The organism is Streptomyces sp. RerS4 (assembly GCF_023515955.1).
Classification (GTDB): domain Bacteria; phylum Actinomycetota; class Actinomycetes; order Streptomycetales; family Streptomycetaceae; genus Streptomyces.
The window spans coordinates 6,594,380-6,621,363 of the sequence record NZ_CP097322.1 but is presented as its reverse complement, the minus strand read 5'-3'; the positions used below and the strand labels follow the sequence as shown (position 1 = coordinate 6,621,363).

Below are 26,984 nucleotides of genomic sequence, written 5' to 3'. Positions count from 1 at the left end.
GAGCGCCCTGAAGATCAATGCCTTGCCCTCAACCGCACTTGAGGTCCTACCGTCTCACATGACCTGCACGAAGTGCAGGCTCCACGCAGAAGCACCAAGAGGGGGACACGACATGACGACCCAGCAGATGTCCGATGTCGAACTGGCCGGACAGCCCGCCGCGTATTGGACCGGTGTCGCCTACGAGGCGCTCATCGCGTACACCCGAGCCCGGCAGGTCGAAAAGGGTTACACCCAGCCTCAGTTCTGGCTGCTGCGGAACCTGTCAGTGAACGACATCTCGCCCGACGGCCAGGGAATGACCCTGCCTGAACTGCGGGAGGCCATGGCCTCCTACATCCGCCCCGAGGACGATCTGGCGGTAGAGGCCGAAGTGCTCCTGGACCGTGGCCGGCTGACCCGGGACACCCAGAACCGGCTGTGGCTCACCGAGGAGGGAGAACAGGCCCGCGTCGACCTCGCGCGCAACGCCCCCGCCATCCGCGCCGCCCTCCACCAGGGCATCGACGATGCGGACTACGTCACCACGGTGAAGGTGCTCCAGCAGCTGATCCGCAATGCGGGCGGGACGGGCGCCTGACGGATCGGGGCGTCAGACGGTCCGGGCGGCGGAGCGGATCAACGAGACGACGGCGTCGGGCCGGCTGTGCATCGGCAGGTGGGAGGAGGAGACCTCGGCCGTACGCGAACCCGCCCGCCGGGCCTGGAAGCGCTGGAGTTCCGCCGGGATCCCCCGGTCGCGGCCGGAGATCAGGGACCAGGAGGGCAGCGTGCGCCACGCGGCCGCGGTGCAACGGTCGGCGAACACCGACGCGTTGAGCGGGCGCTGGCCCGCCTCCAGGATGCGGGTGACGGACTGCGGGACGTCCTGGGCGAAGACGTCGTGGTAGCGGTCGGACCGGATGTAGAGGTCGACCGCCGGGCCGCCGTCGAGGCCCGGGACGGGGACCTGGGTCAGCGCCGGCTCCAGCTCGGAGCCGGGGAAGCGGCCGGCGAGCTCGCCCAGCACTTCCCCGGCGTCGGGCATGAACGCCGAGATGTAGACCAGGGCCTTGACGTTGGCCGCCGCCGCCGCGGCCTGGGTGATGACCGCGCCGCCGTAGGAGTGGCCGACCAGTACCACCGGGCCGGTGACGGCGGTGAGCCGGGCGGCGACCTGGGCGGCATCGTGGGCCAGGCCGCGCAGGGGGTTCGGGGCGGCGATCACCTGGTGGCCGGCACGCTGGAGGCGCTCGGTGACGGGGTCCCAGCTGGAGGCGTCGGCGAAGGCGCCGTGCACGAGCACGATCGTCGGCTGCGCGCCTTCCCGCTCGGTGGCGCTCGCGGTGTCCGCGGAGGCGGCGGGGGTGGCTGTGCCCACGGTCAGTCCGGCGGCGCCGGCGGCCGCCGCGGCCAGGGCGGTGCGACGGGAGGGGGCGGAGTGTGTGGTCATCGGGAGCGGTCTCCTTCGGAGGGGATCTCGGGGCGAGCGGGGCGGGGCGAGGACACCGCCGGGCACGGCTCCCGCACCGGAACTCGCGGGAGCCGTTCCGAAACCTAGACGCGATCAAGCGGCGCGCGTGGCCCCTGCGTGCACGGATCTGTTCTCCGCGTGCAGCGCCGCACCGGCCGGACGCGTTCCCCGCTCCCCCTCCCCGTGGCGACCGTGCACACCAGGGCAGTCATGGGCACGCCCGGACGACGGTGCGTGCTCCCCCGGCAGCCGGCGTCGAACCGGGTCGTGGGCCCGGTGAGTTCATGTGCACCTCGGCGTCACAGGCCGTTTCGGGCGCATCGTTCGTCTCCGGGGACGGTGAGGCGGGTGCCTGCACGCCGACCAGTGGGCAAATCGTCATTTAAGATAACGGTCGGCCGTGACGCCGCGGCTCGTCGCTGTGCGCGGCGGCTGCGGAACGGTCGGGGCCTTGGTCCGGACAGGGACCTCATGACTCCGTGTGGGAGCGCAGCGCACCGCTCACCGGCCCACGAACAGAATTCCCCAGGGAGAAGTGAGGTATGTCAGTGATCTGCGTCGGAGGCATGATCGGGATCGGCAAGACGAGTGTGGCCGAGCTTCTCGCCAAGGAGCTGGGCAGCACCGTCTTCTACGAGAGCGTGGAAGACAACCCGATCCTTCCGCTCTTCTACACGGCGAGCCCCGAAGAGATCCAGGCGAAGCGCTACCCCTTCCTCCTCCAGCTCTACTTCCTCCAGACGCGGTTCGCCTCGATCAAGGAGGCGTACAAGCAGGGCGACAACGTCCTCGACCGGTCCATCTACGAGGACTGGTACTTCGCCAAGATCAACCACGACCTGGGCCGGATCAGCTCCCTGGAGATGCGGGTGTACGAGGGCCTGCTCAACGAGATGATGCGGGAGATCGACGGCCTGCCCTACCGCAAGGCACCCGATCTCATGGTCTACCTCAAGGCGGACTTCGAGACGGTGCTGCACCGCATCGGGCTGCGCGGCCGCGACTTCGAACAGGACGCCGGCCTCGTCGAGTACTACCGGACCCTGTGGTCCGGCTACGACGACTGGGTGCACAAGCACTACTCGGCCAGCGAGGTCCTCGTCATCGACATGAACCACACCGACGTGGTGAACAACCCCGAGGACGCCGCCCGCGTGGCGCGGGAGGTCAAGGACGCCCTGGCTGCGGTCTCGCACAGGCCCTGAGCGGCCCTCGCCCCGGGGCGGCAGTACACGACAGAGCGGAAGGGCGGAGCCTGACGGCGGCTCTCGCTCCGGAAAATATGCGGCTCGGGTGCGCTCTCGCAGATATTTTTGCGGTGATCCATTGACCGGGGCCGAGGCGCCCGGATAGAAAGATCGCGATCAGGACCGTGATCACGACTCCGGTCCACACAGCTCTGTCCCGGGGGATTTCGCTTTGCCGCACACAGACGCACTTCGTCCTGCCCGCATCCTCGTGGTCGAACCCGCTTCCTCCGGGGGCGCCACCCTGATCAGCGTCGCGGCCGAGATGGGACTGCGGGTCGTCGTCGCCACCGCCGACTCCGGCGACCGCCGGCTCTCCGACGCCGTGCGCGCGGCGGCCGACTCGGTGCTGACGGTGGAGACCAACGACCAGGCCGCCCTCGAAGCGGCCGTGCTCGCACTGCACCGGGCCGAGCCGTTCGAGGCGGTGCTGCCGGGCTCCGACATCTACGTGACGGCGACCGCTCGCGTCGCCGCGGCACTGGACCTGCCCGGCCTGCCCGTGGCGACCGTCGACCGGGTCCGGGACAAGAGCGTCATGCGGGCCGCCGTGGCGCAGGCCGGGCTGCGCACCCCGCGCTTCGCCCAGGCGACCACCGACGCCGAACTGCGCGCCGCGGCCGAACGGGTCGGCTTCCCCTGCGTGCTGAAGCCGGTCGCCTGCTCCGGCAGCATCCACGTCAGCCGCGCCGACGACCTCGACCAGCTCACCGCCGCGTTCCAGCGGCTCGTGACCGACCCGGAGCCCGACATGGGCAAGCTGCACGAGCACCGGGTGCTCATCGAAGAGTACGTCCAGGGCCCCGAGTTCAGCGCCGACGGCTACGTCCTGGAGAGCGGCGAGATCACCGTCGTCGCCCTCAGTCGCACGCTGCTCGGCCCCGAGCCCGACTTCGTGGAGCTGGGCCACCTCACCCCGGCCCTCGTCGACGACGCCACCCTGAAGAGCGTCGAGGCGTACGTCGGCGACGTCGTCCGCGCCGTCGGCATCACCAGCGGCCCCTTCCACTGCGAACTGCGCCTGTCCGCCGACGGTCCGGTGCTCATCGAGATCGGCGCCCGGCTGCCCGGCGACCGGATCGTGGAGCTGCTGCGGCTCGTGACCGGCGTCAGCCTGCCCCGGGTGGCCGTCGCCACCGCGCTCGGCGTCGACCTGGAGGCGGTCGGGGCCTTCGCACGGCCGCAGGCCGAGAGCGCCGGCATCCGCTTCTTCTCCGCCGCGGGCCGCTCCTCGTACCGGGAGCTCTCCGGGTGGCCGGAGCTGGAGGCACTGCCCGAAGTCACCGAGACCGCCGTGTACTTCGCGCCGGGCGAGACCATCCCCGGGGTCGAGGACTGCCGCTCGCGCCTCGGCCACGCCCTGTTCACCGCCGACTCGCCGCAGGGCGCCCTCGACCGCTGGCAGGCACTCGGCGACCTCGTCGTCCCGGCCTGACCCGGCGGATCCCACCATGAACGCACACATACTCGATTACGCGGCCGTCGGCATCGGCCCCGCGAACATGAGCCTCGCCGCGCTCGCGCATCCGGTCGAAGGGCTGCGCGGCGCCCACCTGGAACGCCGTGAGAGCTTCTCCTGGCACCCCGGACTCCTGCTGCCCGAGGCCACGCTCCAGGTCTCGCTGCTCAAGGACCTGGTGACGCTGGTCGATCCGTGCAGTCCCTTCTCGTTCCTGTCGTTCCTCGCGAGTGAGGGCCGGCTCTACCGCTTCCTGGCCGCGGATTTCCCGGCCGTCCTGCGGGCCGAGTTCAACCAGTACCTCCAGTGGGTGGCCGGGCGGCTGCCGAGCCTGACGTTCGGGGCGGACGTACGCGGCGTGGACTTCCACGACGGGGCCTTCCATCTCCGCACCGTCGACCGAGAAGTGACGGCTCGTCATCTCGTGCTCGGCACCGGGCTCACCCCGTCGGTCCCCGAGCCGTTCCGCCCGTTCCTCGGCCCCACCGTCTTCCACTCCGGGGAGTTCCTGCTGCGGGCCCCCGAGGTGACCGGCCGGCGGGTCGTCGTGGTCGGCGGCGGCCAGAGCGGCGCGGAGATCGTGCGCCACCTGGCGGCCGGCGCGGCCCCCGAGAGCATCACCTGGGTCAGCCGGCGCTCGTCGTTCCTGCCGATGGACGACTCGCCGTTCGCCAACGACCTCTACACGCCGCACTACGTACGCCGCTTCCACGCGCTGCCCGCCGACCACAAGGCCCGACTCCTGGAACGGCAGAAGTACACCAGCGACGGCATCGACCTCCAAGTCCTCCAGGACATATATCGGTTGAGCTACCGCGACGAGTTCATCGAGAACAACCCCGGCAGGCTGCGCTTCATGGCGGACTGCGCGGTCACCGCGATCGAGGGCGGCCCCGACGAATGGAAGCTCGTCGTCGACTCCTCGGGCCCGTACCCGGACGCACCCGCCGTGCTCGCCGCCGACATCGTGATCCTGAGCACCGGATACGCCTACGCGCTGCCGGACTTCATGGCTCCGCTGGACGCGCGGCTGCGGCGGGACGACGGGATGCTCGTCGTCGGCGACGACTTCTCGGTCGCATGGGACGGACCCGCGGAGAACCGGATCTACCTCCAGAACGGCGCCCGGCACTCCTGGGGCGTCGCCGATCCCAATCTCAGCCTGCTCGCCTGGCGCAGCGCGGTCATCCTCAACAGCATTCTGGGTGAGACGAGGTACGCGGTATGACCGCTCGTCAGGTCTCGCAGTTCCAGCCCGAGGCGGTCGGCGTCCTGGTCCCCTTCGGCCCGACCGAGGTGGAAGCCGACGGAGTCACCGTCGCCGAGGCGGACTTCGCCCGCTCGGTCTTCCCCCGCGTGCCGTTCAAGGCGGCCCGCTTCACCGTGCCGCCGGGCGGGACCAGCTCGCCCGACCAGCACGCGGTCCAGGAGATCTGGGTCCTCCACGCCGGCTCCGGCACCCTGGAGGTGGACGGCGAACGGTCGCTCGTCGGCCCCGGCTCCGTGGTGGGCTTCGCCTCACAGGCCGTCCACGAAATCTTCGCCGACCAGGGCGAGGAACTGGTCATCTACTCCTTCTGGTGGTCGGCGCCCGATGAGTGAGCGCACCACCGGGACCGGTGGGGCGCCCCACTACGACCTCGCCGTCGTCGGCGCGGGCGTGGTCGGCGCCCTCGCCGCGTACTACGCCGTGCGCCGGGACCCGGGTCGCCGCGTCGCCGTGATCACGCACGCCGGACGGGGGACGGGCGCGACCCGCCTCTCGGCCGGGTTCGACACGCCCACGGGGCACAACCCGGCCCAGCGCGCCCTGGCCGCCCGCAGCACCGCGCTCTTCGACGAGCTCGCCGCCGGACTCGGTGACGCCGGCCGCGCTCCGGTCGACGTCCGCTGGCTGGTGGCGCGAGAGAACACGGCCGCGCTCGACGCGACCATGGCCGACGGCGGCCGCACCCGCCCGGTCACCGGGGAGCAGCGGGCCCTGCTCGACCGGACGTTCCCCGGGCTCGCCCACGGCGGCGACGAAGTCCTGCTGGCGACCGACCCCATGACGGTGGGTCAGCCTCAATGGCTCACCGACCGGCTTCTCGGCGAGGTCCTCGGCCGCCCGGACACCACCCTCCTGGAGGGCTTCCGGGTCACCCAAGTCCGTCGTACGGGCGGTCGCGCCGAACTGGTCGCCGCCGACGGCAGCCGGATCACCGCCGACAAGGTGGTGCTCGCGCCCGGCCCCTGGGTCCTCGACGGCCCGGTGGCGGCGGCGGCCCGCGAGCGCGGGGCCCGGGTCAAGAAGGTGGTGGCGTTCCACATCATGACGCCGCCCCCGCCGGACGCCATGGCACTCGTCCTGGAGGACGCCGACGCCTTCCTGCTGCCGCATCGCCCCGGCGGCCACTGGATCTTCAGCATCACCTCGCCCGACTGGGACCGCGGCCCCGACGAACCGCTCGCCATCGACGCCCGCGACCGGGAGCTCGCCCGCGCCCTGCTCGCCCGGTACGTACCGGGATTCCTGCCGCACCTGCTCGGCGGCCGGGTCTTCAGCGACTGCTTCACCCCCGGCCACCTGCCGATCGTGGACACGGTCGGCGACGACGACGTGGTCATGGCCATCGGCGGCTCCGGCTCCGGATACCGACTCGCCCCGGCCATGGCCGAGGACGCACTGAACCTGCTCGACAGGAGAACCCGAACATGAGCCTGCTGACCGGGAACACGCACACCCCCCGGCACTACCTCCTGGTGCCGCCCGAGGCCACGCCCAACGGCCCCCTGCACCTCGGCCACATCGGCGGCCCCTTCCTGTGGTCGGACATGATCGCGCGCCATCTGCGGGTCCGGGGCGACCTGCCGTTGGTGATCACCGGCAGCGATGTGTACGAGTCGTACGTGGGGCTCAGGGCTCACGCCGAGGACTCCACGCCCGGCGAGGTCGCCGCCCGCTACGGACAGCGCATCCAGGACGACCTGGCCGCGCTGCGCATCGACGTCGACGCGTTCATCGTCCCCGATCAGGAGCCCTGGCGAGAGCAGTTCGAGCAGGAGGTCGCCGCCTCGATCGAGCGGCTGACGGCCCGGGGCGCGGTGCTGACGCGCACCGAGCGCGTACCCCACTGCCCGGCGTCGGACCGCTGGGTGGTGGGCGGCTGGCTCCAGGGCCGCTGCCCCGAGTGCGGTGCGGGCATCGCCAGTTACTTCTGCGAGGAGTGCAGTGCGCACTTCCTGCCCGAGTCGGTCGTCGAGCCGCGCCCCCTGCTCGACGAGGGACCGCTGACCTGGCGGGAGATCTCCAGCCTCTTCCTGCGGCTGCCGGACCGCGACCTCCTGGACAGCACGCTCGTGGACCTGGGCGTCGCCGACCGCTACCGGGCGACCGTGGCGCGCTTCCTGGAGCGCGACGGCCTGACCGTACGGCTGAGCGCCCCGCAGACGTGGGGACTTCCGCTGCCCGCGGCCGAACCGGACGTGCCGCGCGCCCTCTTCCCGTACGCCGGGATCTTCATGTTCGCCCGCCTCGCCGGCGCCGTCCACGGCCGGCTCTCCGGCACCGGCGTGAACGCCTTCGATCCGGGCTCCGGGGTCACCACCATCACCACCCTGGGGATCGACAACGTGATCCCCACCCTGGTCTCGATCGTCGGCACCAGCCTGCTGCACGGCGACATGAAGCCGTACGACCGGTGCCTGATCAACCACTTCTACCAACTGGCCGGGCGGAAGTTCTCCACCAGCGCCCGGCACGCCATCTGGGCGGCGGACATCGCCGCGTCGCCCGCCATCGGCGTGGACACCGTCCGGTACTACCTCGCCGGGGCCGATCTGGAGTCCGGGGCGGCGAGCTTCGAGACGGCGGACTTCCTCCGGACGGCGAACGCCACGCTCGCCGACGGCCTCGGCAAGCGGATCGACGCCGCCTGGAGCCGGCTGCCCGAGGGGCCGCCGCAGGCGCCCGCCCCGGCCGTCGCCGACCTCCTGGAATCCCTGCTCGCCGAGCAGTCCGCGGCGCTCGACGGCGCCCGTGTCTCGACCCGGCGGGCGGTCGCGGCGCTCGACCGCTGGTGCGCCGACGACGCGGTCGCCCACGCGGCCGAGGACGGCGCCTATTGGTGGCTCAAGGGCCTGTCCCTGCTGGCGTTCCCGGTGATGCCGGACCTCGCCGAGCTCGTCTGGCAGCGCCTGGGCGGCGCCGGAGAGCCTCGCGCGGCGGCCTTCCTCGCCAGGACCCCGGCCCACCGGGACCGGCCCGCGCCCGGCTTCGGCCGGGTGAGCGCCGCCGATCTCGACGTCTGCCTGCCCGACACCCTGCGACCGGGAGTGGGCGCGTGAGCGACCGGACCACACCGCTGTACATCGTCCTCAACCGTTCCGGTGACGAGTTCGGCGAATACCACCGTTTCCTCGACGGCCACCCCTGCCGAACGGTGTACCTCACCACGCCCGGGGGACTGCCCGCGCTCGACCAGGACGGGGCGACCGAGGTCCATGTGCGCGACAGCCTCGCCCACGACGACCTGCTGCCCCTCGTACGGGAGATCGCGGACCGGCACGGCACGCCCGAGGCCGTCTTCGGCCAGTCCGAGTACGACATCCTGACGGCCGCCCGGCTCTCGGCCGCGCTCGGCGTCTGCGGCGGCTACGGTCTCGGCCTCGTCGAGCGGTTCAAGGACAAGCCCGCCATGAAGAGCGCGGTGGGCGCGGCCGGATTGCGGGTTCCCCGGTTCCTGCGCCTCGACGACGCTCCCTCGGCGGAGGCGGTCGTCGACGCCCTAGGCGGTCTGCCCCTGGTCCTCAAGCCGCGCGCCGCGGCGGGCTCCCAGGGAGTCACGGTCGTCCACAGCGCCGACGAACTGCGCGACGCGCTGGGGGGCGTCGACCCCGAGGCGTACGAGTGCGAGGAGTACGTCGAGGGGGACATCTTCCACGTCGACGGCGTCCGCCGCTCCGGCCGCCTCCACTTCGTCACCGCTTCCCAGTACGTCCACACCTGCCTGGACTACGCGCACGGCCGCCCGCTCGGCTCCGTCCTGCTCGACCCGGGACCCGAGCGCGACGAGCTCACCACGTTCGCCGACCGCTGTCTGCGGGCGCTCGGGCTGCGCGACGGCGCGTTCCACCTGGAGGCGATCCGGCGTCCGGGAGGCGAGCTGGTGTTCCTGGAGGTCGGGCTGCGGCCGGGCGGCGCGCAGGTGCCGTTCCTGCACGTCGACCTCTACGGCATCGACCTGTTCGCCGAGGCGTTCCGGGCGGCCCTGGGCCTGCCCCCGCTGTGGCAGCCGTCCGAACCGGTCGGGCCCCGGGCCGGCGGCTGGCTCATCTACCCCGCTCCGCGCGAGCTGCCCGGACGGGTCGTCGCGCGCACCTCGCCCCGGTCGGCCGTCCCCGAGGTCTACCACGAGGAACTGCCCGCGATCGGGCAGATCATGACCGGGCCCGGCAGTTATGACGAGGGCTGCGGGATCTTCCGTTTCCGGGGGCGGAGCGCCGCCGGGGTACGCGCCGCCGTGCACACCGCGATGGAGGTGTACGGGCTGCGGACCGAGCGGGCCGGGGAAGCCGAGCGGGCCGAGGGAGCCGAGCCGCGTGGCTGAGGCACGCCGGCACGACGCCGTGCTGCGCGAGTGGTTCCGGGAGACCCTTCCGGCCGCCGGGAACGCGCGCAGGCTCGGCGTCCTCACGCTCATCCAGTCCCTGGGGCTCGGGGTGTTCCTCACCTCCAGCGCCGTGTTCTTCACCCGGACCATCGGCATCCCCGCCCAGCGCGTGGGCCTCGCCCTGTCGGTCGCCGGGCTCTGCGGTCTGGTCTGCACCGTGCCCATCGGTCGACTCGCGGACCGGCTCGGCGCGGGCCGGGTGCTCACCGTCAACTTCCTGCTCGCGGCCGCCGGCTTCACCGCGTACTGCCTGGTGGACGGCTTCGCCGCGTTCCTCGTGGTCGCCTGCGCCATCGCGGTCCTGGAGACCTCGGCGGGCGCGCTCCAGGCGTCGCTCACCGACGCGCTGGTGGGCGAGGCGGATCGGGTCAAGGTGAGCGCGCAGATGCGCAGCCTGTTCAACCTGGGCTTCCTCGGCGGCGCCGCGCTGGCCGGAGCCGCCATCGCGGCCGGCACCTCGACCGCCCTGTACGTCACGGTCCTCGTCAACGCCGCCCTCCAGTTGGTCTCCGTCGCCGTGCTGCTCGGGATGCGGCTGCCCGCGGGCGCCGGGCCCCGGGCCACCGCCGCCGAGGCGCCGGGCGGGGTACTGCGCAGCGGCGCGCTGCGGGATGTGCGCTATGTGGCGGTCGCGCTGGTGTGCGGTGCCCTGGAGCTGTACCACCCGTTGCTGACGGTCGGTCTGCCGCTGTGGATCGTCACCGCCACCGACGCGCCGGCGATGCTGGTGTCGGGACTGCTGATCCTGGACACCGTCCTGGTGCTGTTGTTCCAGGTCGCGGTCAGCAGGGGCGCGCGCACCCCGGCGGGAGCGGCACGTATGCTGCGCTGGGCGGGGTGGGCGCTGGGGGCGTCCTGCCTGGTCTTCGCGGTGAGCGGGGGCCACGGCGCGCTCCTGGACAGCGCGGCCTTGCTGGGCGGCACGCTGGTGCTCGTCCTCGGCGAGCTGTACCAGGCGTCCGCGAGCTGGGGCCTGTCCTTCGGGCTCGCCCCGGCGGGCCGGCAGGGGGAGTACCAGGCGGTGTTCTCCCTGGGGCGCGGGCTCCAGCAGTTCGCCGGGCCGTGGCTGATGACCTCCCTGGTCGTCGGCGCGGCGGCAACCGGCTGGCTGGTCATCGCGGCGCTCTTCGCCCTGCTCGGGCTCGCCGCGCCGCCGTTGGTACGCGGCCTGGAGAAGGCCCGCGCGCGGACGGAGCCGGCCCCGGCCTGAGCGGACCGGCCGGCGCCCGTCCGGACCACATGTGTCACACCCCTACCACCGAAACAAGTAAGCGAGCACCATGACCGTACAGCGACGACACGACCCGGACGAGCGCGGCTTCGCCAGCGACAACTACGCGGGTGTGCACCCCGAAATCCTTGCGGCGATCGCCCTGGCCAACGGCGGCCACCAGGTCAGCTACGGCGCCGACGTCTACACCGAGCGCCTCCAGGAAGTGGTGCGCGGCCACTTCGGCCCCACCGCGCACGCGTACCCGGTCTTCAACGGCACCGGCGCGAACGTGGTCGCGCTCCAGACCATGCTCGACCGCTGGGAGGCCGTGGTCTGCGCCGAGTCGGCCCACATCAATGTCGACGAGGGCGGTGCGCCCGAGAAGGTCGCCGGGATCAAGCTCCTGACGGTGCCCACATGGGACGGCAAGCTCACCCCCGAGCTGATTGACCGTCAGGCATGGGGCTTCGAGGACGAGCACCGGGCCCGGCCCAAGGTCGTCTCGATCGCCCAGTCCACCGAGCTCGGCACCTGCTACACGCCGGACGAGATCCGTGCGATCTGCGACCACGCGCACGAGCTCGGCATGCTCGTGTACCTGGACGGCGCCCGGCTCGCCAACGCCGCCGCCACCCTGGGCGTGTCCCTGCGCGAGATGACCACCGACGCCGGCGTGGACGTCCTCTCGCTCGGCGGCACCAAGAACGGGCTGCTCTTCGGCGAGTTGGTGATAGCGCTCAACGAGGATGCGGTGCGCGGCATGGCCCACCTGCGCAAGACGAGCATGCAGCTGGGCTCCAAGATGCGTTTCATGTCGGTTCAGTTCGAGGCGCTGCTCGGCGGCGACCTCTGGCTTCGCTCGGCGGCTCGCTCCAACGCGATGACCCAGCGGCTGTACGAGGCGGTGCGCGAACTTCCGGGCCTGGAGATCGCCCGCCCGGTGCAGGCCAACCAGATCTTCGCCGTCCTGCCTCCGGCCGTCACCGAGCGTCTCCAGAAGCGTTTCCGCTTCTACACCTGGGACGAGCGGGCCGGCGAGGTCCGCTGGATGACCTCCTTCGACACCACCGAGGACGACGTGGACGCGTTCGCGGCGGCGATCGCGCAGGAGCTGGCGGTGGAGCGGGGCGAAGGGCAGGCGGGTGCGCTGACCACGGCCGAACGCGAGGAACTGGTGCGACTGCGCCGTAGGGTCCGCGAGATGGAAGAGGCGATCGAAGCGCTGGGGAAGGCGCCGGCCTTCTCCGCGAACCGCATGACGAAGTAGCCGGCGGGGGCGACGGCCGGGTTCCTCGGCCGTGGCGGGGCGGCAGGCCGTTGAGCCTGCCGCCCCGCTCGGGCGTTGGGGTCAGGACGGGTCGCCGTACTGGAGGCCGCGTCCGTTGGTGCCGACGTAGACACGCCCGTAGGTGTCGGGGTCGCCGGTGATGACGCCGGTGCCGCCGATGCTGCCCCACTGGTGGGCGTCGTCGTTGACGCGGAGCCAGGTGGCGCCCTTGTCGGTGGAGCGGAAGACGCCGGTGACGTCCTTGACGGTGCCGATCAGGTACAGGGCCTGATAGTCGGCGCCCGGTGCGGCCTTGCCGAAGCCGAGGGCGGAGGCGGATTGCACCGTTTTGAGCGTGGTGAAGGTGCGGCCGCCGTCGGTGGAGTGCGCCAGCCCCTTGGCGCTGCCTGCGATCCACAGGTCTCCGGCGATGCCGGGGACGGCCGTGAGCCGGCCGTCGGGCAGGTTGGTGGCGCGGGCGCTGAAGGTCGCCCCGCCGTCGGTGCTGGCGTAGAGCGTGCCGCCGGCCAGTGAGTAGAACGTCCCGGCCGAGGAACGGTCGGCGACGACGACGGCGTCGGTGCCCAGGCCGCTGACCTTCGACCAGCTCGCTCCCCTGTCGGTCGAGCGGTACGGGGCCTGGCCGGCCTGCGTCCAGACGATGGTCGAGCCGTCGGCGGACAGCGATACCCGACCGGTGTCGGCGCCGGCCACCGGCTCCGACGCGAAGCCGTTCCAGTTGCGGCCTCCGTCGGTGGAGTAGGCGCCGTCCTTCTCGCCGCCACGACCGACGCGGACCATCACCGCGGGGTTGGACTGGGCGAAATCGATGTCGGTGCTGTTGGTCATCATCGGGTTCTTCAGTCGCCCGGCGGGCACCTCGGTCAGGGAATCGTGGCGGAAACCGCCCAGGTCGCCCATGGCGGTGATGACGTGGGCGCCGCCGGGCGGGGCGATCGCGTCCAGCAGCGCGGTCTCCTCCAGCCCTCGGGCCCCCACGCTCCAGTGGCTGGTGGCGCCGCTGTCGGAGGCGTTGGCGTCCTTGCTGCGCAGGATGCCGCTGCCGGTGCCGTACAGCACGTGCCCGGAGTCGAAGGGATCGATGGCCAGGGCGGTCATCCAGTGCCCGGTTCCGGTACCCACGTAAGGAGCGGCGGAGGCGTCCCGCACCGACTTGTCGGCCAGGGCCTTCCAGGTCGTGCCGCCGTCGGTGGTCCGGTAGATCTCGTCCTCCGGCCACCAGCGGCCGAGGGTGGTGACCATCACCGTGGAGGGCTTGCGCGGGTCGACGGCCAGACCGGAGAACCCGTAGTTGCCCTGGGACGGGGAAACGTTCTTCCACGCCCCGCCGGCCGGCGTGTGCTTCCACACCGAGCCCGCCGTCACGCCGTTGGGGCCGAGGGCGTTGGTGTACGTCAGGTACAGCGAGCCGTCGCCGGAGAGCACGCCGTGCTGCGGCATCTGTCCGGTGGGCTGCCCGGGGACGGCCTGCCAGGTGCTGCCTCCGTCGGTGGAGCGGTAGAGGGAGGTGGACCTGTCGGCGACGCCGACGTAGATCGTCTTGCTGCCGGCCGGGCCGTACGTCACGAAGGAGATGCCCCCGCCGCTGCTCGCCCCGTCCTTGACGGGGAACGAGGAGACCTGGCTCCATGTCGCGCCGTGGTCGCTGCTGCGCCACAGGCCGTTCTTGCGGGTGCCCAGCAGCAGGGTGGCGTTGTCCGCGGGGTTGATCGCCAGCCGTTCGCCGGCCCCGCGGCCGTCCTCGTTGCCGCCCAGCTTGAAGGGCAGATCGGTGCGCTGGAAGGTGCGGCCCCGGTCCTTGGAGCGCAGGATCGCGCCGTTGCCGGCCCAGTTGTTGGTGTAGGTGCCCGCCGCGAGGTAGAGCCGGCCCGGGTCGACCGGGTCGGTGGCCAGCGCGTCGATGCCCAGCAGGTTCCAGTCCTTCTCGCCGAGCCAGTCGGTCAGCGGGATCCACTGCTCGGCCCCGGTGTCCCAGCGGTAGGCGCCGCCCATGTCGGTACGCGCGTACAGCAGGCCCTTCTCCCGAGGGTTGAACACCAGCCCGGAGACGTAACCGCCGCCGACCACCTGGGCGTTTCGCCACGCGTACGGTCCGGATCCGGGCGCCGGGGTCTCGGCCGTCTTCACCAGCTTCCACTGCTGGTTGGTGCTGCCATGGCCGCCGTACTGGATGACTGCCGCGCCGTCGGCCGTGGAGCCACCGAAGACGTCCAGGACCTGGCCGCTCCTGCGGGAGGTGAAGACGACGGCGCCGGAACCACTCACGTCGTCGATCCGCCACTCCTGGGAGGTGGAGGCGCTGTCGCTCTGCTGCTCGGCGGCGGCCCCTTGGGCGGTCGAATCGCCCGCTATGCCCAGCACTTTGCCGCTGTTGCGGTTCACCAGCTCGTAGTAGCCGTCCCCGGTGGGCTTCAGCCTCCACTGCTGGTTGGCGGTGTTCTGGTCGGTCCACTGCTGGATGCGGGTGCCGTCGGCGGTGGAGAAGGCGTTGACGTCCAGCGCCTTGCCGCTGCGTACGGAAATCAGCCGGTAGTAGGCATCGCCGTCGACCGTCGCGGCCTGCGAGTCCTCCTGCACGAACAGGAGATACGGCACGAGGACGGCGGGCACGCCGATCAGCAGACCGGTCGCGGTCCAGCGACGGCGGTGACGCCCGCGGCGCCCGCCGTTCATGGGGTTCTTCATGGGGGGTGTTCTCCTTGCATGCCACCGGAGGAAAGGCGGATCCGGCTACCGGACGGCCGGATCCGACTCCTTGTGGTCACAGGCCCCGCAAAGGGTTGCCTTGAGCCGGAAACTTTTTTCACGAACCGCTCGGAGGCCGGGCAGGTCCTCACGGACTGCCCGGCCTCGTCGTACGCGGAGCTGTGCTCCGGGCGGGGCGGGCCGTTACTCCAGCAGCTCCGCGTACGAGCCCATGGCCAGGGCGATGTCCGCCTGGGCCCAGAACCGGTGGTACGTGAAGACGGGCGCGGCGCCGCCCGCGAGGTAGGCCTCGACCTTCGGCCAGGCCGGGTCGTCCTTGTAGAAGGTACGGATCGAGGCGAAGGTGGACGAGGAGTTCACCGTGTCGCCGTTCGGCATCCTGCCGGTCCACGCGCCGGGCACGTGCACCGGGTCGTCGAATCGGTTGTAGTCGGTCCGCGTCTCCTGGACGCTGACGCCCAGCGGGTCCTGGTGGTGGGCCCACATACCGTCGAGGAGGGCCTTGGCGACCCGCTTGGCCTCGGCGTTCCCGGACTTCGCGGCGTAGTAGGTCAGGGTCTTGGCGTACGCGGCGGCCACGCCCACGTCGTCGGTGTAGTCGACGACGGTGACGTGCAGGCCGGTGTTGGCGCCGGGAGCCGACGCGTTCCAGGTGTCGGGGGCTCCGGACCACCTGAGGGTGGAGGGGATGCGGTAGGTGCCGTCGGGGTTGATCGTCGTCTTCGACAGGGCCCAGCCGACCCACTTGTCGAGCAGCGTCTTGGCGCCGGCGTCACCCGTCTGCTGGTAGAGCTCGGCGACCCGCTCCATGGACCAGGCCTGGAAGCCGAACCACTGGTTGGACGCAGGGTCGTGGTAGACCGGCTTCTCGTCGTAGAACAGCCCGTGGAAGGTGGGGGTCCCGGCCGGGGGCTGTGCGTAGCGCCCCTGCCAGCTGTTGGTGGCGCCGCCCGCGATGGCGCCCTCGTCGGACTGGAGCCATCGGTAGAACTCCAGCTGCCGGTCGAGGCTGGTCGCCCAGTCCGCGGCGCCCGTCGGCGACTTGGGCTTCAGCGGGGCGTACTCGCTGAGCGCGTAGGCGGCGAGGGGGTTCTGGTAACCGCTGTGCGCGTGGCTGGAGCCGATCCGCCAGGACCAGCCGGCCGAGGTGTCGGCGGCGCCGCCCCAGGCGTAGTACCAGGACATCAGGTAGTGCGCGCTGTCCTTGCCGGTGCCGGCGGGGCAGGCGGTCGGGCCGACACAGTTCCCGGCCTTCTTGAAGTACTTGTCGAACATGGAGTACCGCAGGTAGTCGCCCATCCTGGCCGCCTTGGCGACGGTCGCCGTGACCTGGTTTCCCTTGCCCTGCTCCTTGGCCCACAGGTCGGCCCAGTAGGCGGCCTGGATGGCACGCGCATCGGCGTCCGGGGCATTGGTGAACTTCCACTGCTTGGCGTAGGAGGAGTCCCCGGTGAAGAGGTCGAGGTAGCCGTTCTTGCCACCGAAGGTGAAGTTGTCGCAGGTGGGGTGCGGAACGGTCTCCCAGACCGATTCCTGGGGCCCGCGCTGGAAGGTGTTGATGTACGAAGGTCCGGTCGCGGTCGGTCCGGCGGAGCACTTTCCGGGCTCGTTGCCGTAGCCGTAGACGTTGTCGACGTCCTGGAGCCAGTGCATGCCGTAGATGTCGTCCGTGCCGTACGCGCTCTTCAGCTCGCCGGCGATCGGGTCCGCGCCGGCGGCGACTCCCCCGTCGAGCCTGGCCGGATACTGCGAGGGAAGGTCGTGCTCGGGGGCGTAGGTGGCCGGCTTGGAGGCGTTGTACGAGCCGGTCGTCGGCTGGTCGGCATGGGTGGGGATCATGAACTTCTCCATGATCTCCCACGCGCCGTTGAACTTGGTCCAGTCCCCGGTGATCTTCCCGTACATGGCCTGCAGCCAGATCAGGTAGCTGTACGCCTCCGAGGTCGTCTCGTGCCCGTGGTCCGGGGCCTCCACGATCAGCGTCTCGACGGAGTGGTACGGAATGCCCTCGGGCGAGAAGTAGCCGCTCGCCGGGTTGGTGATCTTACCGTGGAGGTCGAGGAAGCGAGCGTCGTAGGTCGAGTCGGCGGCCGGCTCGAAGACCGTGACCTCGGCCTTCGCGTGGCCCGGGGCGGTCGCGGTGAAGACGGCGGAGCCGCTGCCGGTGGACCCGGCGGTGACCGTCACCTTCTGGGCGGTGTTCCAGTTCGCCGGGGTGAAGGTGAGCGAGGCGGGCGTCGCGGTGAGGTCGGTGTTGCCCGACGTGCGGGCCACTCCCACCACGACGTTCGCGGTGGGCTGCTTGGACAGCTTCAGGTCGAAGGTACCGGTCTCCCCCCGGCGTACGGAGAGCTGTGCGGGGCTGGCGACGAGCGCGGGGCCGGCGGCGACCGTGATGCCGACGGGGGCCGACTCGGCGGAGGCGGCGAGGCTGTCGTAGGCCTTGGCGTAGAGGGAGTGGGCACCAGCGGCGAGGCCGGTGGCATCCAGGGTGAAGGGTGCCGTGGTGTCCGTGCCCAGGAGCGTGGTGTCGCTGTAGAACTCGACCTTGGCGACGGTGGCGCCGTCGGCCGCGGCGGCGGTGGCGGCGAGCGGGACGGGAGTGCCCGCCGTGTAGACGGCGCCTGCGGTGGGGCTGGTCAGGACGGCGACCGGGGGCTGGTGAACCCCGGCGCACGGGGTGCCGTTGACGGCGAAAGAGGTGGGGGCGGCGTTGGTCCCGCTGTAGGAGAACTGGGCTCCGGCGGTGACGGCCGCGCCGGCGGCGACGGTCTTGTTCCAGTCCGGCGCCGCGACGCGGACGCTCTTGCCGGACTGGGTCCAGGTGCCGTTCCAGCCGTTGGTCAGCCGCTGGTTGCCGGAGTGGTCGTAGGTCAGGGTCCAGTCGTCGAGTGCGGTCGCGGACCGGTTGGTGAGGGTGAGCTCGGCGGTGAAGCCCGAGCCCCAGTCGTTGGTCTTGTAGTCGACGCTGCACTGCACGGCCGCGGCTGCGGCGGTGCCGGCACCGACGGCCGTGAGACCGAGGGGGAGGGACAGCGAGGCGGCCACGGCCGAGGCGGTCAGCAGCCTGCGCCGGACATGCGGTCTGGGTGGGGGATGTGCCGACATGCGGATAGTTCTCCTCGCGACTCGGGGAGACGGGAACGGAAGAACGATTACGCACGAGCTCCGACCAGTGGGAGCGCTCCCACTGTGCAGAGGCGGCGTGACGGCGTCAAGACGTGTGAAGAGTCGAAAGCAATCTGCGAGAAATTTGCTCAACTCCCCTTTTCCTTGACGACAGTTGCCACTACGGTCTGGCCCCAACCAGTGGGAGCGGTTCCATCAGTCGGCGCGCCGAGGGCGCAGCCTGCACCGACCCGAGCCAGTGGCTCACCGATTCCCCCACCCTCGCCTCGGTCGCGGATCGGGCCCCCGGTCGCGGGCGAGAGCGGCGAGCACACCTGCGGACACTCACTCTTCGACCGCGCCACGGCCCGGTTCCGACGACCGCACCCGCTCCGTACGACTGCACCCGCTCCGTACGACCGCACCTCTGCGCACAACGGCACTCACCGCATTCGGCACCGGGCTGCGCGACGCCCGCGCACCCTCGACTGAGAGGCATCCCACGACATGAGCCGCACCATCCCCCGCACCGCACTCTTGGCAGCCCTGAGTCTCGTCACGGCCGCCGGCGCCACCGCCACCGTGTTCGGTACCCCCGCCGGCGCCGCCCCCGCGGGCTGCAAGGTCGAATACCAGATCCCCAACCAGTGGAACAACGGGTTCGGCGCGAACGTGATCGTCACCAACACCGGTGACCCTGTCGCCGCCTGGACCCTGGAATGGTCCTACGCGAACGGCCAGCAGGTCACCCAGGGCTGGAACGCCACCATCACCCAGTCCGGGGCCGCGGTAACCGCGAAGAGCATGTCCTACAACGGGGCGCTGGCCACGGGCGGTTCGACGTCCTTCGGCTTCAACGGTTCGCACACCGGCACGAACGCCGTCCCGGTGACGTTCAAGCTCAACGGCGTCACCTGCAACGGCGCCACCGACCCGACCCAGCCCCCGACCACTCCCCCGACAACACCGCCCACGACGCCGCCGACCACCCCTCCGTCACCCGGCGGCAAGGTCGACAACCCCTACGCCGGCGCCAAGATGTACGTGAACCCCGAGTGGTCCGCACATGCCGCCGCCGAACCGGGCGGCAGCAGGGTGTCCAACCAGCCCACCGCCGTCTGGCTTGACCGCATCGCCCTGGTCACCGGCACGAGCGGCAAGATGGGTCTGCGCGACCACCTGGACGCGGCCCTGGCCCAGAAGGGCAGCGGCGAACTCGTCGTCCAGCTGGTGATCTACAACCTGCCCGGCCGGGACTGCTCCGCGCTCGCCTCCAACGGCGAACTGGGCCCGACCGAGATCGACAAGTACAAGACGCAGTACATCGACCCGATCGCCGCGACCCTCGCCGACCCCAAGTACGCGGGACTGCGGATCGTCACGACCGTCGAGATCGACTCGCTTCCGAACCTGGTCACCAACGTCTCCGGACGCCCGACGGCCACCGCCAACTGCGATGTGATGAAGACCAACGGCAACTACGTCAAGGGCGTCGGCTACGCCCTGAACAAGCTGGGTTCGATCGCCAACGTCTACAACTACGTGGACGCGGGCCACCACGGCTGGCTCGGCTGGGACGACAACTTCGGCGCCTCCGCGGAGATGTTCAAGCAAGCGGCAACGGCCGAGGGCTCCACGCTCTCCCACGTGCACGGCTTCATCGTAAACACGGCCAACTACAGCGCCCTCAAGGAGGACCACTTCAAGATCGAGGACTCCGTGAACGGCACCCCCGTACGCCAGTCGAAGTGGGTCGACTGGAACCGCTACACGGACGAGTTGTCGTACGCCCAGGCCATGCGGACCAAGCTGGTGTCGCTGGGCTTCGACGCGAAGATCGGCATGCTGATCGACACCTCCCGCAACGGCTGGGGCGGCGCGGCCCGGCCCACCGGACCCGGAGCGCTGACCAGCGTGGACACGTACGTCAACGGCGGCCGCTACGACCGGCGCATCCACCTCGGCAACTGGTGCAACCAGTCGGGCGCCGGACTCGGCGAACGGCCCCAGGCCGCCCCCGCGGCGGGCATCGACGCCTACGTGTGGATCAAGCCGCCGGGCGAGTCTGACGGCGCCAGCAAGGAGATCCCGAACAACGAGGGCAAGGGCTTCGACCGGATGTGCGACCCCACGTACACGGGCAACGTACGCAACGGCAACAGCATGTCGGGCTCGCTCCCGGACGCGCCGCTCGCCGGACAGTGGTTCTCCGCCCAGTTCCAGGAGCTCATGAAGAACGCCCACCCGGCACTGTGACACACCGCCGGTGAAGGACCCGGAGCCGTACGGAACCGCCTCGATTCCGCACGGCTCCGGGCCGTGCCGCACTCAGGCCTCGGCAGCCCCAGCACCCCCAGAATCAGCTCGGGCCTGGCACCGCTCAGGAGGAATGCCGCACGATCAGCTCCGTGGGAAGGACCCGCCGCTGCTCCCCGCCCGCCGCAGGACCGGCTCCGGGATCCTCCGCGACCTTCTGGAGCAGCAGCCGGGTCATCGTGCGGCCCATCTCCTCGATCGGCTGGCGCACGCTCGTCAGAGGCGGGTCCATCAGACGGGCCACCGCGGAGTCGTCCACCCCTACGAGGGCGACGTCCTCGGGGATCCGCCGCCCGGCCTCCCGCAGCACCCCGCGCGCCCCTGCCGCCATCACGTCGGAGGCGGAGAAGACCGCGTCCAGGCCGGGCGCACGCTCCAGAAGCTCGCGCATCGCCCGTCGGCCGCCCTCCTCGGTGAAGTCCGCGGTCGCCACCAGCGACTCGTCGGGCGCGATGCCGGCCTCGGCGAGCCCCGCACGGTAGCCGCCCAGGCGCGCGCGGGCCACGTACATGTCCAGCGGCCCGCTGATGGTGGCGATCCGGCTCCGGCCCCGCCCCGCGAGGTGGGCCACGGCCGCCCGGCCGGCGCCGATGTTGTCGGAGTCCACGTAGGCGACGGGTTCGGCCTCGGAGCGGCGGCCGTTCATGACGACGGGCAGCCCCAGCTCCGCGATCCGGTCGGGCAGCGGGTCGTCCCCGTGGACGGATGCCAGCAGTACGCCGTCGACCCGTCGGGCGGCCAGGTAGTGCTCGAAGCGCTGCCGCTCCGCCTCCGTGCGGACCAGGGTGAGCAGCAGCTGTTTGTCCGCCTCGGCGAGTTCGGCGCTGACCCCGCGGATCAGATCGAGGAAGTACGGCTCCGAGAACACTCTGGCCTCGGTCTCCGGGATCACGAGGGCCACCGCGTCGGTCCGGCTGCCGGCCAGGGCCCTGGCCGCCTGGTTGGGCACGTACCCCAGCTCGGCGACGGCGCGGGCGACCGCGTCCCTGGCCTGCTCGCTCACCCTCGGCGAACCGTTGATCACCCGCGACACCGTGCCCCGGCCGACGCCGGCCAGGGCCGCGACCTCCTCCAGGGTGGGCCTGCCGTTGCGCCGTCCGCTCACGCCCCTCGAACTCCCCTCGTGCATCGCACTCCGCGCCGGCCCGGCCGACCGATCCGGTGAACCAGGCAAGATGATGGACCCCGACCGCGTCGCGCGGCACACGTTACGCCGTAGAACCGTGTGGGAGCGCTCCCACACTACGCTTGATTCCTCGAACCCGCCACGCCCGCCTTCCAGTTGAATTCGCGTTCATCTCTTGACACCCACACCCGCCAGGCAGCAACCTTCCGGCAACGACGTGGGAGCGCTCCCATCCATGGGTGCGACAACGGCTTTCACAACAGGTCCGGGCGGGCCCCTGGCCGAGCCGCGAACAGCCCGCCGGTCCCCCATGGCGGACCACGAGCAGCACCTTGGACGAGGAGAGTGGAATGCGTACTTCCAGCAGCAGACGCGGACGCGGACGCCGCACCGTGCTCAGCGTGGTCGCCGTGGTGTCGACCGGCACGGCCCTGCTCACCGGCTGCGGCGGTGACAGCGACAACGGCAAGGGCGACGGGGCGGCCGGCGGCGAGCAGATCACGCTGCGGATCGGTACCTTCGGTTCCTTCGGCTACGACGACGCGACCGGGGCCAAGCTCTACGCCGAGTACATGAAGACGCACCCGAACATCAAGATCGAAGAGTCGAACGTCGCGGACGGCCAGAAGTACTGGGACACGCTCAAGCTGCGCCTCTCCCGCGACAGCGGTCTCGCGGACATCCAGGCCCTTGAGGTGGGCTACATCGCCGAGGCGACCGGCCCCGCGATGGCGGACAAGTGGGTCGACCTGGGCAAGACGGGCGGCGCGGACCTCGGCGCGTTCCTCGACTGGAAGGTCAAGCAGGCCACCACGGCCGACGGCAAGGTCATCGGCCTCGGCACGGACATCGGCCCGATGGCCATCTGCTACAACAAGGACCTCTTCGCCCAGGCCAAGCTGCCGACCGATCGCGCCGAGGTCTCCGCGCTCTGGGCGGGCGACTGGGCGAAGTTCATAGCGGCCGGTGAGACGTACAGGAAGAACGCCCCGGCCGGCACCGCCTTCCACGACTCCGCCGGCGGCCTGTTCAACGCCGTGATCTCCAGCGAGGCCGTCCAGTACGCCAACGCCAAGGGCGAGCTGGACTACGAGAACAGCACGGGCGTGAAGAAGGCCTGGGACACCGCCGTCACGGCCGCCAAGGGCGAACTGACCGCGAAGCTGCGCCAGTTCGACGAGAAGGGCACCTGGAACGCGGCCTTCAAGAACTCGAAGTTCGCCACCGTCGCCTGCCCCAGCTGGATGACGGGCATCATCAAGGACCAGGCGGGCCCGGAGAACCAGGGGAAGTGGGACATCGCCGCGCCGCCCGTCGCCGGGAACTGGGGCGGCTCCTTCCTCGCCGTGCCGAAGTCGGGCAAGCACGCCAAGGAGGCGGCCGAGCTCGCCGCGTGGCTCACCGCCCCGGCCCAGCACGCCAAGGTCTTCGGGGTGAACGGCAACATCCCCTCCTCCAAGGACACGCTCGCCTCCCCGGCGGTTCAGGGCGCCACGATGCCGTACTTCGGCGACACCCCGATCGGCAAGATCTACTCGCAGGCCGCGGCCGGGATCACGCCCGCCCCGATCAGCCGCTGGGACGGCCAGGTGAAGACCTTCCTCACCGACAACGGCATCCTCGACATCGAGCAGCGCGGCACCGACCCGGCGAAGGCCTGGGAGAACGTCAAGAAGCTGGTGGACGACAAGATCGACCAGTAGGGGGTGTGACGGCCCGCCGCCACCCGTTGCCTCCCTCGGGTGAGGCGGGCCGTCGATCGTCGCACCACCGCATCACCGCACGCATCGACCTGGAAGGAAGCCCCCCGTGGCCACCTCCGTACGGGCGGCGGGCGACGGCTCCGCGCCGCCCGCCGCACAAGCCCCGGGCGCCGGCGCCGGCCCCGGCTCCCACAGGCAGCGGCCCTCCGGCCGGAGCGCTTGGCGCAGCACGCTCTACCGCCTCGATCTGAAGGCGGTCCCGTACGTCTTCATCGCTCCCTTCTTCCTCACCTTCGCGGCCTTCGGCCTCTTTCCCCTGATCTACACGGGCTGGCTCTCGCTCCACCGGGTCGAACTCGGGGGCAGCGCGCAGTGGAGGGGAATGGGGAACTACAGCGCGCTGGCGACCAGCGAGTTCTTCTGGAACGCCCTCGCCAACACCTTCACCATCGGTGTGATCTCGACCGTCCCCCAGCTGCTGATGGCGCTCTGCCTGGCTCATCTGCTCAACTACAAACTTCGCGGCCGGGGCTTCTTCCGCGTAGCCGTCCTCGCCCCGTACGCCACCTCCATCGCGGCCGCGACGCTCGTCTTCGCCCAGCTCTTCAACACCGACTACGGTCTGATCAACACGGTGCTCGGCTGGCTGGGCTTCGACCCGGTCTCCTGGGAGTCCTCCAAGTGGCCCGCGCAGATCGCGATCTCGGTGATCGTCACGTGGCGCTGGACGGGCTACAACGCGCTCATCTACCTGGCGGCGATGCAGGCCGTACCGCGGGACCTCTACGAGGCCGCAGCGCTGGACGGGGCGTCGCGACTGCGGCAGTTCCTCAGCGTCACCATCCCCTCCATCCGGCCGACGATCCTCTTCACCGTCGTCGTCTCCACCATCGGCGCCACCCAGCTCTTCGGCGAGCCGATGCTCTTCGGCGGCAGCGTCGGCATCAGCGGCGGCAGCGGGAACCAGTTCCAGACCCTGAGCCTGCTCATGTACGAGAAGGGCTGGGTCACCGGCGCGCTGGGCCAGGCCTCCGCCATCGCCTGGGTCATGCTCCTGCTCCTTCTGATCATCGGCGGGATCCAGGCCCTGATCTCCCGATCGAACCGCAACCGCAACCGCAACCGCAACCGCAACCGCAACCAACGTACGAAGGCCGGGAGCTGACCTCATGGCCCGCACACTCGACACGACGCCCCCCGCCGCGGCGTCGCGCACCAGGCGTCTTCGCCCGTCGGCCGGCCGTCAGCACCACGCGGGGCCGCTGACCTACGTCCTGCTCGGCCTGGCCGCCCTCGTCTCCCTCTTCCCGCTGTACTGGAACCTCGTCGCCGCCTCCCATTCGGGCGAGCGCGTGGTGGAGGCCCCGGCCCCGCTCCTGCCCGGACCCCGGCTCCTCGACAACCTCTCCTTCGCCTGGAACCAGGTCGACATGGGCGAGGCGCTGGTCAACACGACGATCGTGGCCGGGCTCGTGTCCCTGTCCACCGTCCTGTTCTCCACCCTGGCCGGCTTCGCCTTCGCCAAGCTGCCCTTCAGGGGCCGCGGCGCCCTGCTGGCGCTCGTGGTGGCCACCATGACGATCCCGCCGCAGCTCAGCGTGATCCCGCTGTACCAGATCATCACCGACCTCGGCTGGGTCGACCAGCTCCAGTCGGTCGTCCTGCCCTCGCTGGTCGCCGCCTTCGGCGTGTTCTTCATGCGTCAGTACCTCATCGAGGCACTCCCCACAGAACTCGTGGAGGCGGCCAGGATGGACGGGGCGCACAGCCTGCGCATCATCTGGCACGTGGTGTTCCCCGTGGCACGGCCCGCGATGGCGGTCCTCGGCATGCTCGTCTTCGTCCAGGCCTGGAACGACTTCTTCTGGCCCTTCATCGCACTGACCCCCGACGGCAACCCCACTCTCCAGGTCGCCCTGGCCGGCCTCGGCGCGGGCAATCACACCGTCGACCAGGCCGTCGTACTGACCGGCGCACTCATCTCCACGCTGCCGCTGCTCCTGGTCTTCGCCGTACTCGGCAAGCACGTCGTGGGCGGCATCACCGCCGGCGCCGTCAAGAACTGACGCGCCGTTCGTCGAGGAACGGCCGACCCGGTCGGTCTGTTCGCGCACCGCCTTCCGGCACCGCACCGTGTCCTTCCGATGCGGGCTTCATCCGGCACGATTTCATCCGAACCTGCGTTGGGAGCGCTCTTCCATGACCGCGTCCGAGACCCGGCCACTCGCCGCCACCCGCACCTTCCCGCCCGATTTCCTGTGGGGCACGGCCACGGCCGCGTACCAGATCGAGGGCGCCGCCCGCGAGGACGGCCGGACCCCCTCCATCTGGGACACCTTCTCGCACACGCCCGGCAAGGTCTTCGAGGGCCATACCGGCGACGTGGCGGTGGACCACTACCACCGGTATTCCGAGGACGTCCGACTCATGTCCGAACTCGGCCTGAGCGCCTACCGGTTCTCCGTCTCCTGGTCACGCGTGCAGCCGACCGGCCGGGGACCCGCCGTCCAGAAGGGCCTGGACTTCTACCGACGGCTCGTCGACGAACTGCTCACCGCCGGCATCGACCCCGCCCTCACCCTCTACCACTGGGACCTGCCCCAGGACCTGGAGGACGCGGGAGGTTGGCCGGAACGCTCGACGGCCGAGCGGTTCGCCGAGTACGCGGCCCTCGTCGCCGACGCCCTCGGAGACCGGGTCAAGCGCTGGATCACGCTCAACGAGCCTTGGTGCAGCGCGTTCCTCGGCTACGCTTCCGGCGTCCACGCTCCGGGCCGCACCGATCCGGTCGCCGCCCTCCGTGCCGCCCACCACCTCAACCTCGGCCACGGCCTCGCCGTCCAGGCGCTGCGGTCCGCCCTGCCCGCGGACGCTCAACTCGCGGTCTCCCTCAACCTCCACGAGATCCGCCCGCTGAGCCCTTCGGCCGAGGACCGGGAAGCGGCGCGCCGCATCGACGCCGTGGGCAACCGGATCTGGCTGGGCCCGATGCTGGAGGGCGCCTACCCCGAGGACCTCCTCGCCGACACCGCGCACCTGACCGACTGGACCTTCGTCAGGGACGGCGACACCGCTGCGATCCACCAGCCGCTGGACCTGCTGGCCGTCAACTACTACACGCCGACGGTGGTTTCGCACGTCGCGAAGGGCGCGGCACGGCCGCAGGACGACGGTCACGGCAACAGCGAGCACTCCCCCTGGCCGGGCGCGGACGAGGTCGCCTTCCACCGCGCCCCGGGCGAACGCACCGCGATGGGCTGGCCGGTCGACCCGAGCGCGCTCTACGACCTGCTCACGCGCACCGCCGCCCGCTATCCGGGCCTGCCGCTGGTCATCAGCGAGAACGGCGCGGCGTACGAGGACGAGGTCGGGCGGGACGGCACGGTCCACGACCCGCAGCGCGCCGCCTACATCCACGCGCACCTCGACGCCGTGCACCGGGCGATCACGGACGGGGCGGACGTGCGCGGCTACTTCCTGTGGTCGCTGCTCGACAACTTCGAGTGGGCGTACGGCTACGCCAAACGGTTCGGCGCCATCCACGTCGACTACGACACCCTGAAGCGCACACCCAAATCGAGCGCGCGCTGGTACTCCCGCCTGGCCCGGACGGGAGAGCTGCGCGCTCCCGGCAACGCGTAGCCCGGGGAAGCCGGCCGATCCGCGGTGGACGGGTTCCGTCGGTGGATATCGCGGCGGCTCCACCCGGGAGAC

At 71.0% G+C, this 26,984-nt stretch carries 19 protein-coding genes; 15 read left to right on the top strand and 4 right to left on the bottom strand.

Going from position 1 to position 26,984, the window contains the following annotated elements; translation table 11 throughout:
• The first annotated feature begins 112 nt into the window (after positions 1-112).
• Positions 113-580, top strand: a complete 468-nt coding sequence (locus tag M4D82_RS29595) for a winged helix DNA-binding protein (protein WP_249770164.1) — start codon at positions 113-115, stop codon at positions 578-580.
• Positions 581-592: 12 nt separating this feature from the next.
• Here M4D82_RS29595 and M4D82_RS29590 read toward each other — a convergent pair whose 3' ends face one another.
• On the bottom strand, positions 593-1,432 hold the full coding sequence (locus tag M4D82_RS29590) for an alpha/beta fold hydrolase (RefSeq protein WP_249770162.1): 840 nt from the start codon (positions 1,430-1,432) through the stop codon (positions 593-595).
• A gap of 563 nt (positions 1,433-1,995) precedes the next feature.
• On the opposite strand from M4D82_RS29590, the gene M4D82_RS29585 reads away from it, so the two are divergent.
• The 9 genes from M4D82_RS29585 to M4D82_RS29545 all read left to right on the top strand — a co-directional run bounded on the left by M4D82_RS29585 (position 1,996) and on the right by M4D82_RS29545 (position 12,290).
• Positions 1,996-2,658 carry a deoxynucleoside kinase gene (locus M4D82_RS29585; protein ID WP_249770160.1) on the top strand — a complete coding sequence of 221 codons (663 nt, stop codon included), beginning with the start codon at positions 1,996-1,998 and terminating at the stop codon, positions 2,656-2,658.
• A 214-nt stretch (positions 2,659-2,872) separates the two neighbouring features.
• Positions 2,873-4,135: an ATP-grasp domain-containing protein gene (locus M4D82_RS29580; protein WP_249770158.1), complete on the top strand. Its 1,263-nt coding sequence runs from the start codon at positions 2,873-2,875 to the stop codon at positions 4,133-4,135.
• Between the two features lie 16 nt (positions 4,136-4,151).
• A complete protein-coding gene (locus tag M4D82_RS29575) occupies positions 4,152-5,387 on the top strand; it encodes a lysine N(6)-hydroxylase/L-ornithine N(5)-oxygenase family protein (protein ID WP_249770156.1) in 1,236 nt (411 codons plus the stop codon).
• On the top strand, positions 5,384-5,761 hold the full coding sequence (locus M4D82_RS29570) for a cupin domain-containing protein (protein ID WP_249770154.1): 378 nt from the start codon (positions 5,384-5,386) through the stop codon (positions 5,759-5,761). The genes M4D82_RS29575 and M4D82_RS29570 overlap by 4 nt, the downstream gene beginning before the upstream one ends.
• Entirely contained in the window at positions 5,754-6,857 is a 1,104-nt protein-coding gene (locus tag M4D82_RS29565; RefSeq protein ID WP_249770152.1) for an NAD(P)/FAD-dependent oxidoreductase, read from the top strand. Before M4D82_RS29570 ends, M4D82_RS29565 begins: the two co-directional genes overlap by 8 nt.
• On the top strand, positions 6,854-8,485 hold the full coding sequence (locus M4D82_RS29560; RefSeq protein WP_249770150.1) for a class I tRNA ligase family protein: 1,632 nt from the start codon (positions 6,854-6,856) through the stop codon (positions 8,483-8,485). Before M4D82_RS29565 ends, M4D82_RS29560 begins: the two co-directional genes overlap by 4 nt.
• The gene (locus tag M4D82_RS29555) at positions 8,482-9,747 is read left to right on the top strand and encodes an ATP-grasp domain-containing protein (protein WP_249770148.1); all 1,266 of its coding nucleotides are present in this window, start codon (positions 8,482-8,484) and stop codon (positions 9,745-9,747) included. The genes M4D82_RS29560 and M4D82_RS29555 overlap by 4 nt, the downstream gene beginning before the upstream one ends.
• Positions 9,740-11,020 carry an MFS transporter gene (locus M4D82_RS29550; RefSeq protein WP_249770146.1) on the top strand — a complete coding sequence of 427 codons (1,281 nt, stop codon included), beginning with the start codon at positions 9,740-9,742 and terminating at the stop codon, positions 11,018-11,020. Before M4D82_RS29555 ends, M4D82_RS29550 begins: the two co-directional genes overlap by 8 nt.
• A gap of 70 nt (positions 11,021-11,090) precedes the next feature.
• Positions 11,091-12,290 (top strand): threonine aldolase family protein, encoded by a 1,200-nt coding sequence (locus M4D82_RS29545; RefSeq protein WP_249770144.1) that lies wholly within the window; start codon positions 11,091-11,093, stop codon positions 12,288-12,290.
• A gap of 81 nt (positions 12,291-12,371) precedes the next feature.
• On the opposite strand, the gene M4D82_RS29540 is transcribed toward M4D82_RS29545, so the two are convergent.
• Together M4D82_RS29540 and M4D82_RS29535 are read right to left on the bottom strand one after the other, a co-directional pair.
• Positions 12,372-14,996, bottom strand: a complete 2,625-nt coding sequence (locus tag M4D82_RS29540) for an RICIN domain-containing protein (RefSeq protein ID WP_249770142.1) — start codon at positions 14,994-14,996, stop codon at positions 12,372-12,374.
• A gap of 204 nt (positions 14,997-15,200) precedes the next feature.
• Positions 15,201-18,125: a glycoside hydrolase family 48 protein gene (locus tag M4D82_RS29535; RefSeq protein WP_249770140.1), complete on the bottom strand. Its 2,925-nt coding sequence runs from the start codon at positions 18,123-18,125 to the stop codon at positions 15,201-15,203.
• Positions 18,126-18,632: 507 nt separating this feature from the next.
• On the opposite strand from M4D82_RS29535, the gene M4D82_RS29530 reads away from it, so the two are divergent.
• Positions 18,633-20,381, top strand: a complete 1,749-nt coding sequence (locus tag M4D82_RS29530; RefSeq protein ID WP_249770138.1) for a glycoside hydrolase family 6 protein — start codon at positions 18,633-18,635, stop codon at positions 20,379-20,381.
• Between the two features lie 124 nt (positions 20,382-20,505).
• Here M4D82_RS29530 and M4D82_RS29525 read toward each other — a convergent pair whose 3' ends face one another.
• A complete protein-coding gene (locus M4D82_RS29525; RefSeq protein ID WP_249770136.1) occupies positions 20,506-21,570 on the bottom strand; it encodes a LacI family DNA-binding transcriptional regulator in 1,065 nt (354 codons plus the stop codon).
• A 347-nt stretch (positions 21,571-21,917) separates the two neighbouring features.
• Here M4D82_RS29525 and M4D82_RS29520 point away from each other — a divergent pair, with 347 nt between their 5' ends.
• From M4D82_RS29520 to M4D82_RS29505, 4 genes are all read left to right on the top strand, one after another.
• Positions 21,918-23,270 carry an ABC transporter substrate-binding protein gene (locus tag M4D82_RS29520; RefSeq protein ID WP_249770134.1) on the top strand — a complete coding sequence of 451 codons (1,353 nt, stop codon included), beginning with the start codon at positions 21,918-21,920 and terminating at the stop codon, positions 23,268-23,270.
• A 106-nt stretch (positions 23,271-23,376) separates the two neighbouring features.
• Positions 23,377-24,435 (top strand): carbohydrate ABC transporter permease, encoded by a 1,059-nt coding sequence (locus M4D82_RS29515; RefSeq protein WP_249770132.1) that lies wholly within the window; start codon positions 23,377-23,379, stop codon positions 24,433-24,435.
• A gap of 4 nt (positions 24,436-24,439) precedes the next feature.
• Positions 24,440-25,336: a carbohydrate ABC transporter permease gene (locus M4D82_RS29510; RefSeq protein WP_249770130.1), complete on the top strand. Its 897-nt coding sequence runs from the start codon at positions 24,440-24,442 to the stop codon at positions 25,334-25,336.
• 133 nt (positions 25,337-25,469) lie between these two features.
• The gene (locus tag M4D82_RS29505; protein WP_249770128.1) at positions 25,470-26,912 is read left to right on the top strand and encodes a GH1 family beta-glucosidase; all 1,443 of its coding nucleotides are present in this window, start codon (positions 25,470-25,472) and stop codon (positions 26,910-26,912) included.
• Positions 26,913-26,984: the final 72 nt, after the last annotated feature.

Excerpts from the sequence above, each read along its gene's own strand:
- M4D82_RS29570 (WP_249770154.1), top strand. The coding sequence starts at position 5,384 with ATGACCGCTCGTCAGGTCTCGCAGTTCCAGCCCGAGGCGGTCGGCGTC.
- M4D82_RS29530 (WP_249770138.1), top strand. The coding sequence starts at position 18,633 with ATGAGCCGCACCATCCCCCGCACCGCACTCTTGGCAGCCCTGAGTCTC.
- M4D82_RS29595 (WP_249770164.1), top strand. The coding sequence starts at position 113 with ATGACGACCCAGCAGATGTCCGATGTCGAACTGGCCGGACAGCCCGCC.
- M4D82_RS29575 (WP_249770156.1), top strand. The coding sequence starts at position 4,152 with ATGAACGCACACATACTCGATTACGCGGCCGTCGGCATCGGCCCCGCG.
- M4D82_RS29535 (WP_249770140.1), bottom strand. The coding sequence starts at position 18,125 with ATGTCGGCACATCCCCCACCCAGACCGCATGTCCGGCGCAGGCTGCTG.
- M4D82_RS29510 (WP_249770130.1), top strand. The coding sequence starts at position 24,440 with ATGGCCCGCACACTCGACACGACGCCCCCCGCCGCGGCGTCGCGCACC.
- M4D82_RS29560 (WP_249770150.1), top strand. The coding sequence starts at position 6,854 with ATGAGCCTGCTGACCGGGAACACGCACACCCCCCGGCACTACCTCCTG.
- M4D82_RS29565 (WP_249770152.1), top strand. The coding sequence starts at position 5,754 with ATGAGTGAGCGCACCACCGGGACCGGTGGGGCGCCCCACTACGACCTC.
- M4D82_RS29525 (WP_249770136.1), bottom strand. The coding sequence starts at position 21,570 with ATGCACGAGGGGAGTTCGAGGGGCGTGAGCGGACGGCGCAACGGCAGG.
- M4D82_RS29585 (WP_249770160.1), top strand. The coding sequence starts at position 1,996 with ATGTCAGTGATCTGCGTCGGAGGCATGATCGGGATCGGCAAGACGAGT.
- M4D82_RS29590 (WP_249770162.1), bottom strand. The coding sequence starts at position 1,432 with ATGACCACACACTCCGCCCCCTCCCGTCGCACCGCCCTGGCCGCGGCG.
- M4D82_RS29545 (WP_249770144.1), top strand. The coding sequence starts at position 11,091 with ATGACCGTACAGCGACGACACGACCCGGACGAGCGCGGCTTCGCCAGC.
- M4D82_RS29540 (WP_249770142.1), bottom strand. The coding sequence starts at position 14,996 with ATGAAGAACCCCATGAACGGCGGGCGCCGCGGGCGTCACCGCCGTCGC.
- M4D82_RS29505 (WP_249770128.1), top strand. The coding sequence starts at position 25,470 with ATGACCGCGTCCGAGACCCGGCCACTCGCCGCCACCCGCACCTTCCCG.
- M4D82_RS29520 (WP_249770134.1), top strand. The coding sequence starts at position 21,918 with ATGCGTACTTCCAGCAGCAGACGCGGACGCGGACGCCGCACCGTGCTC.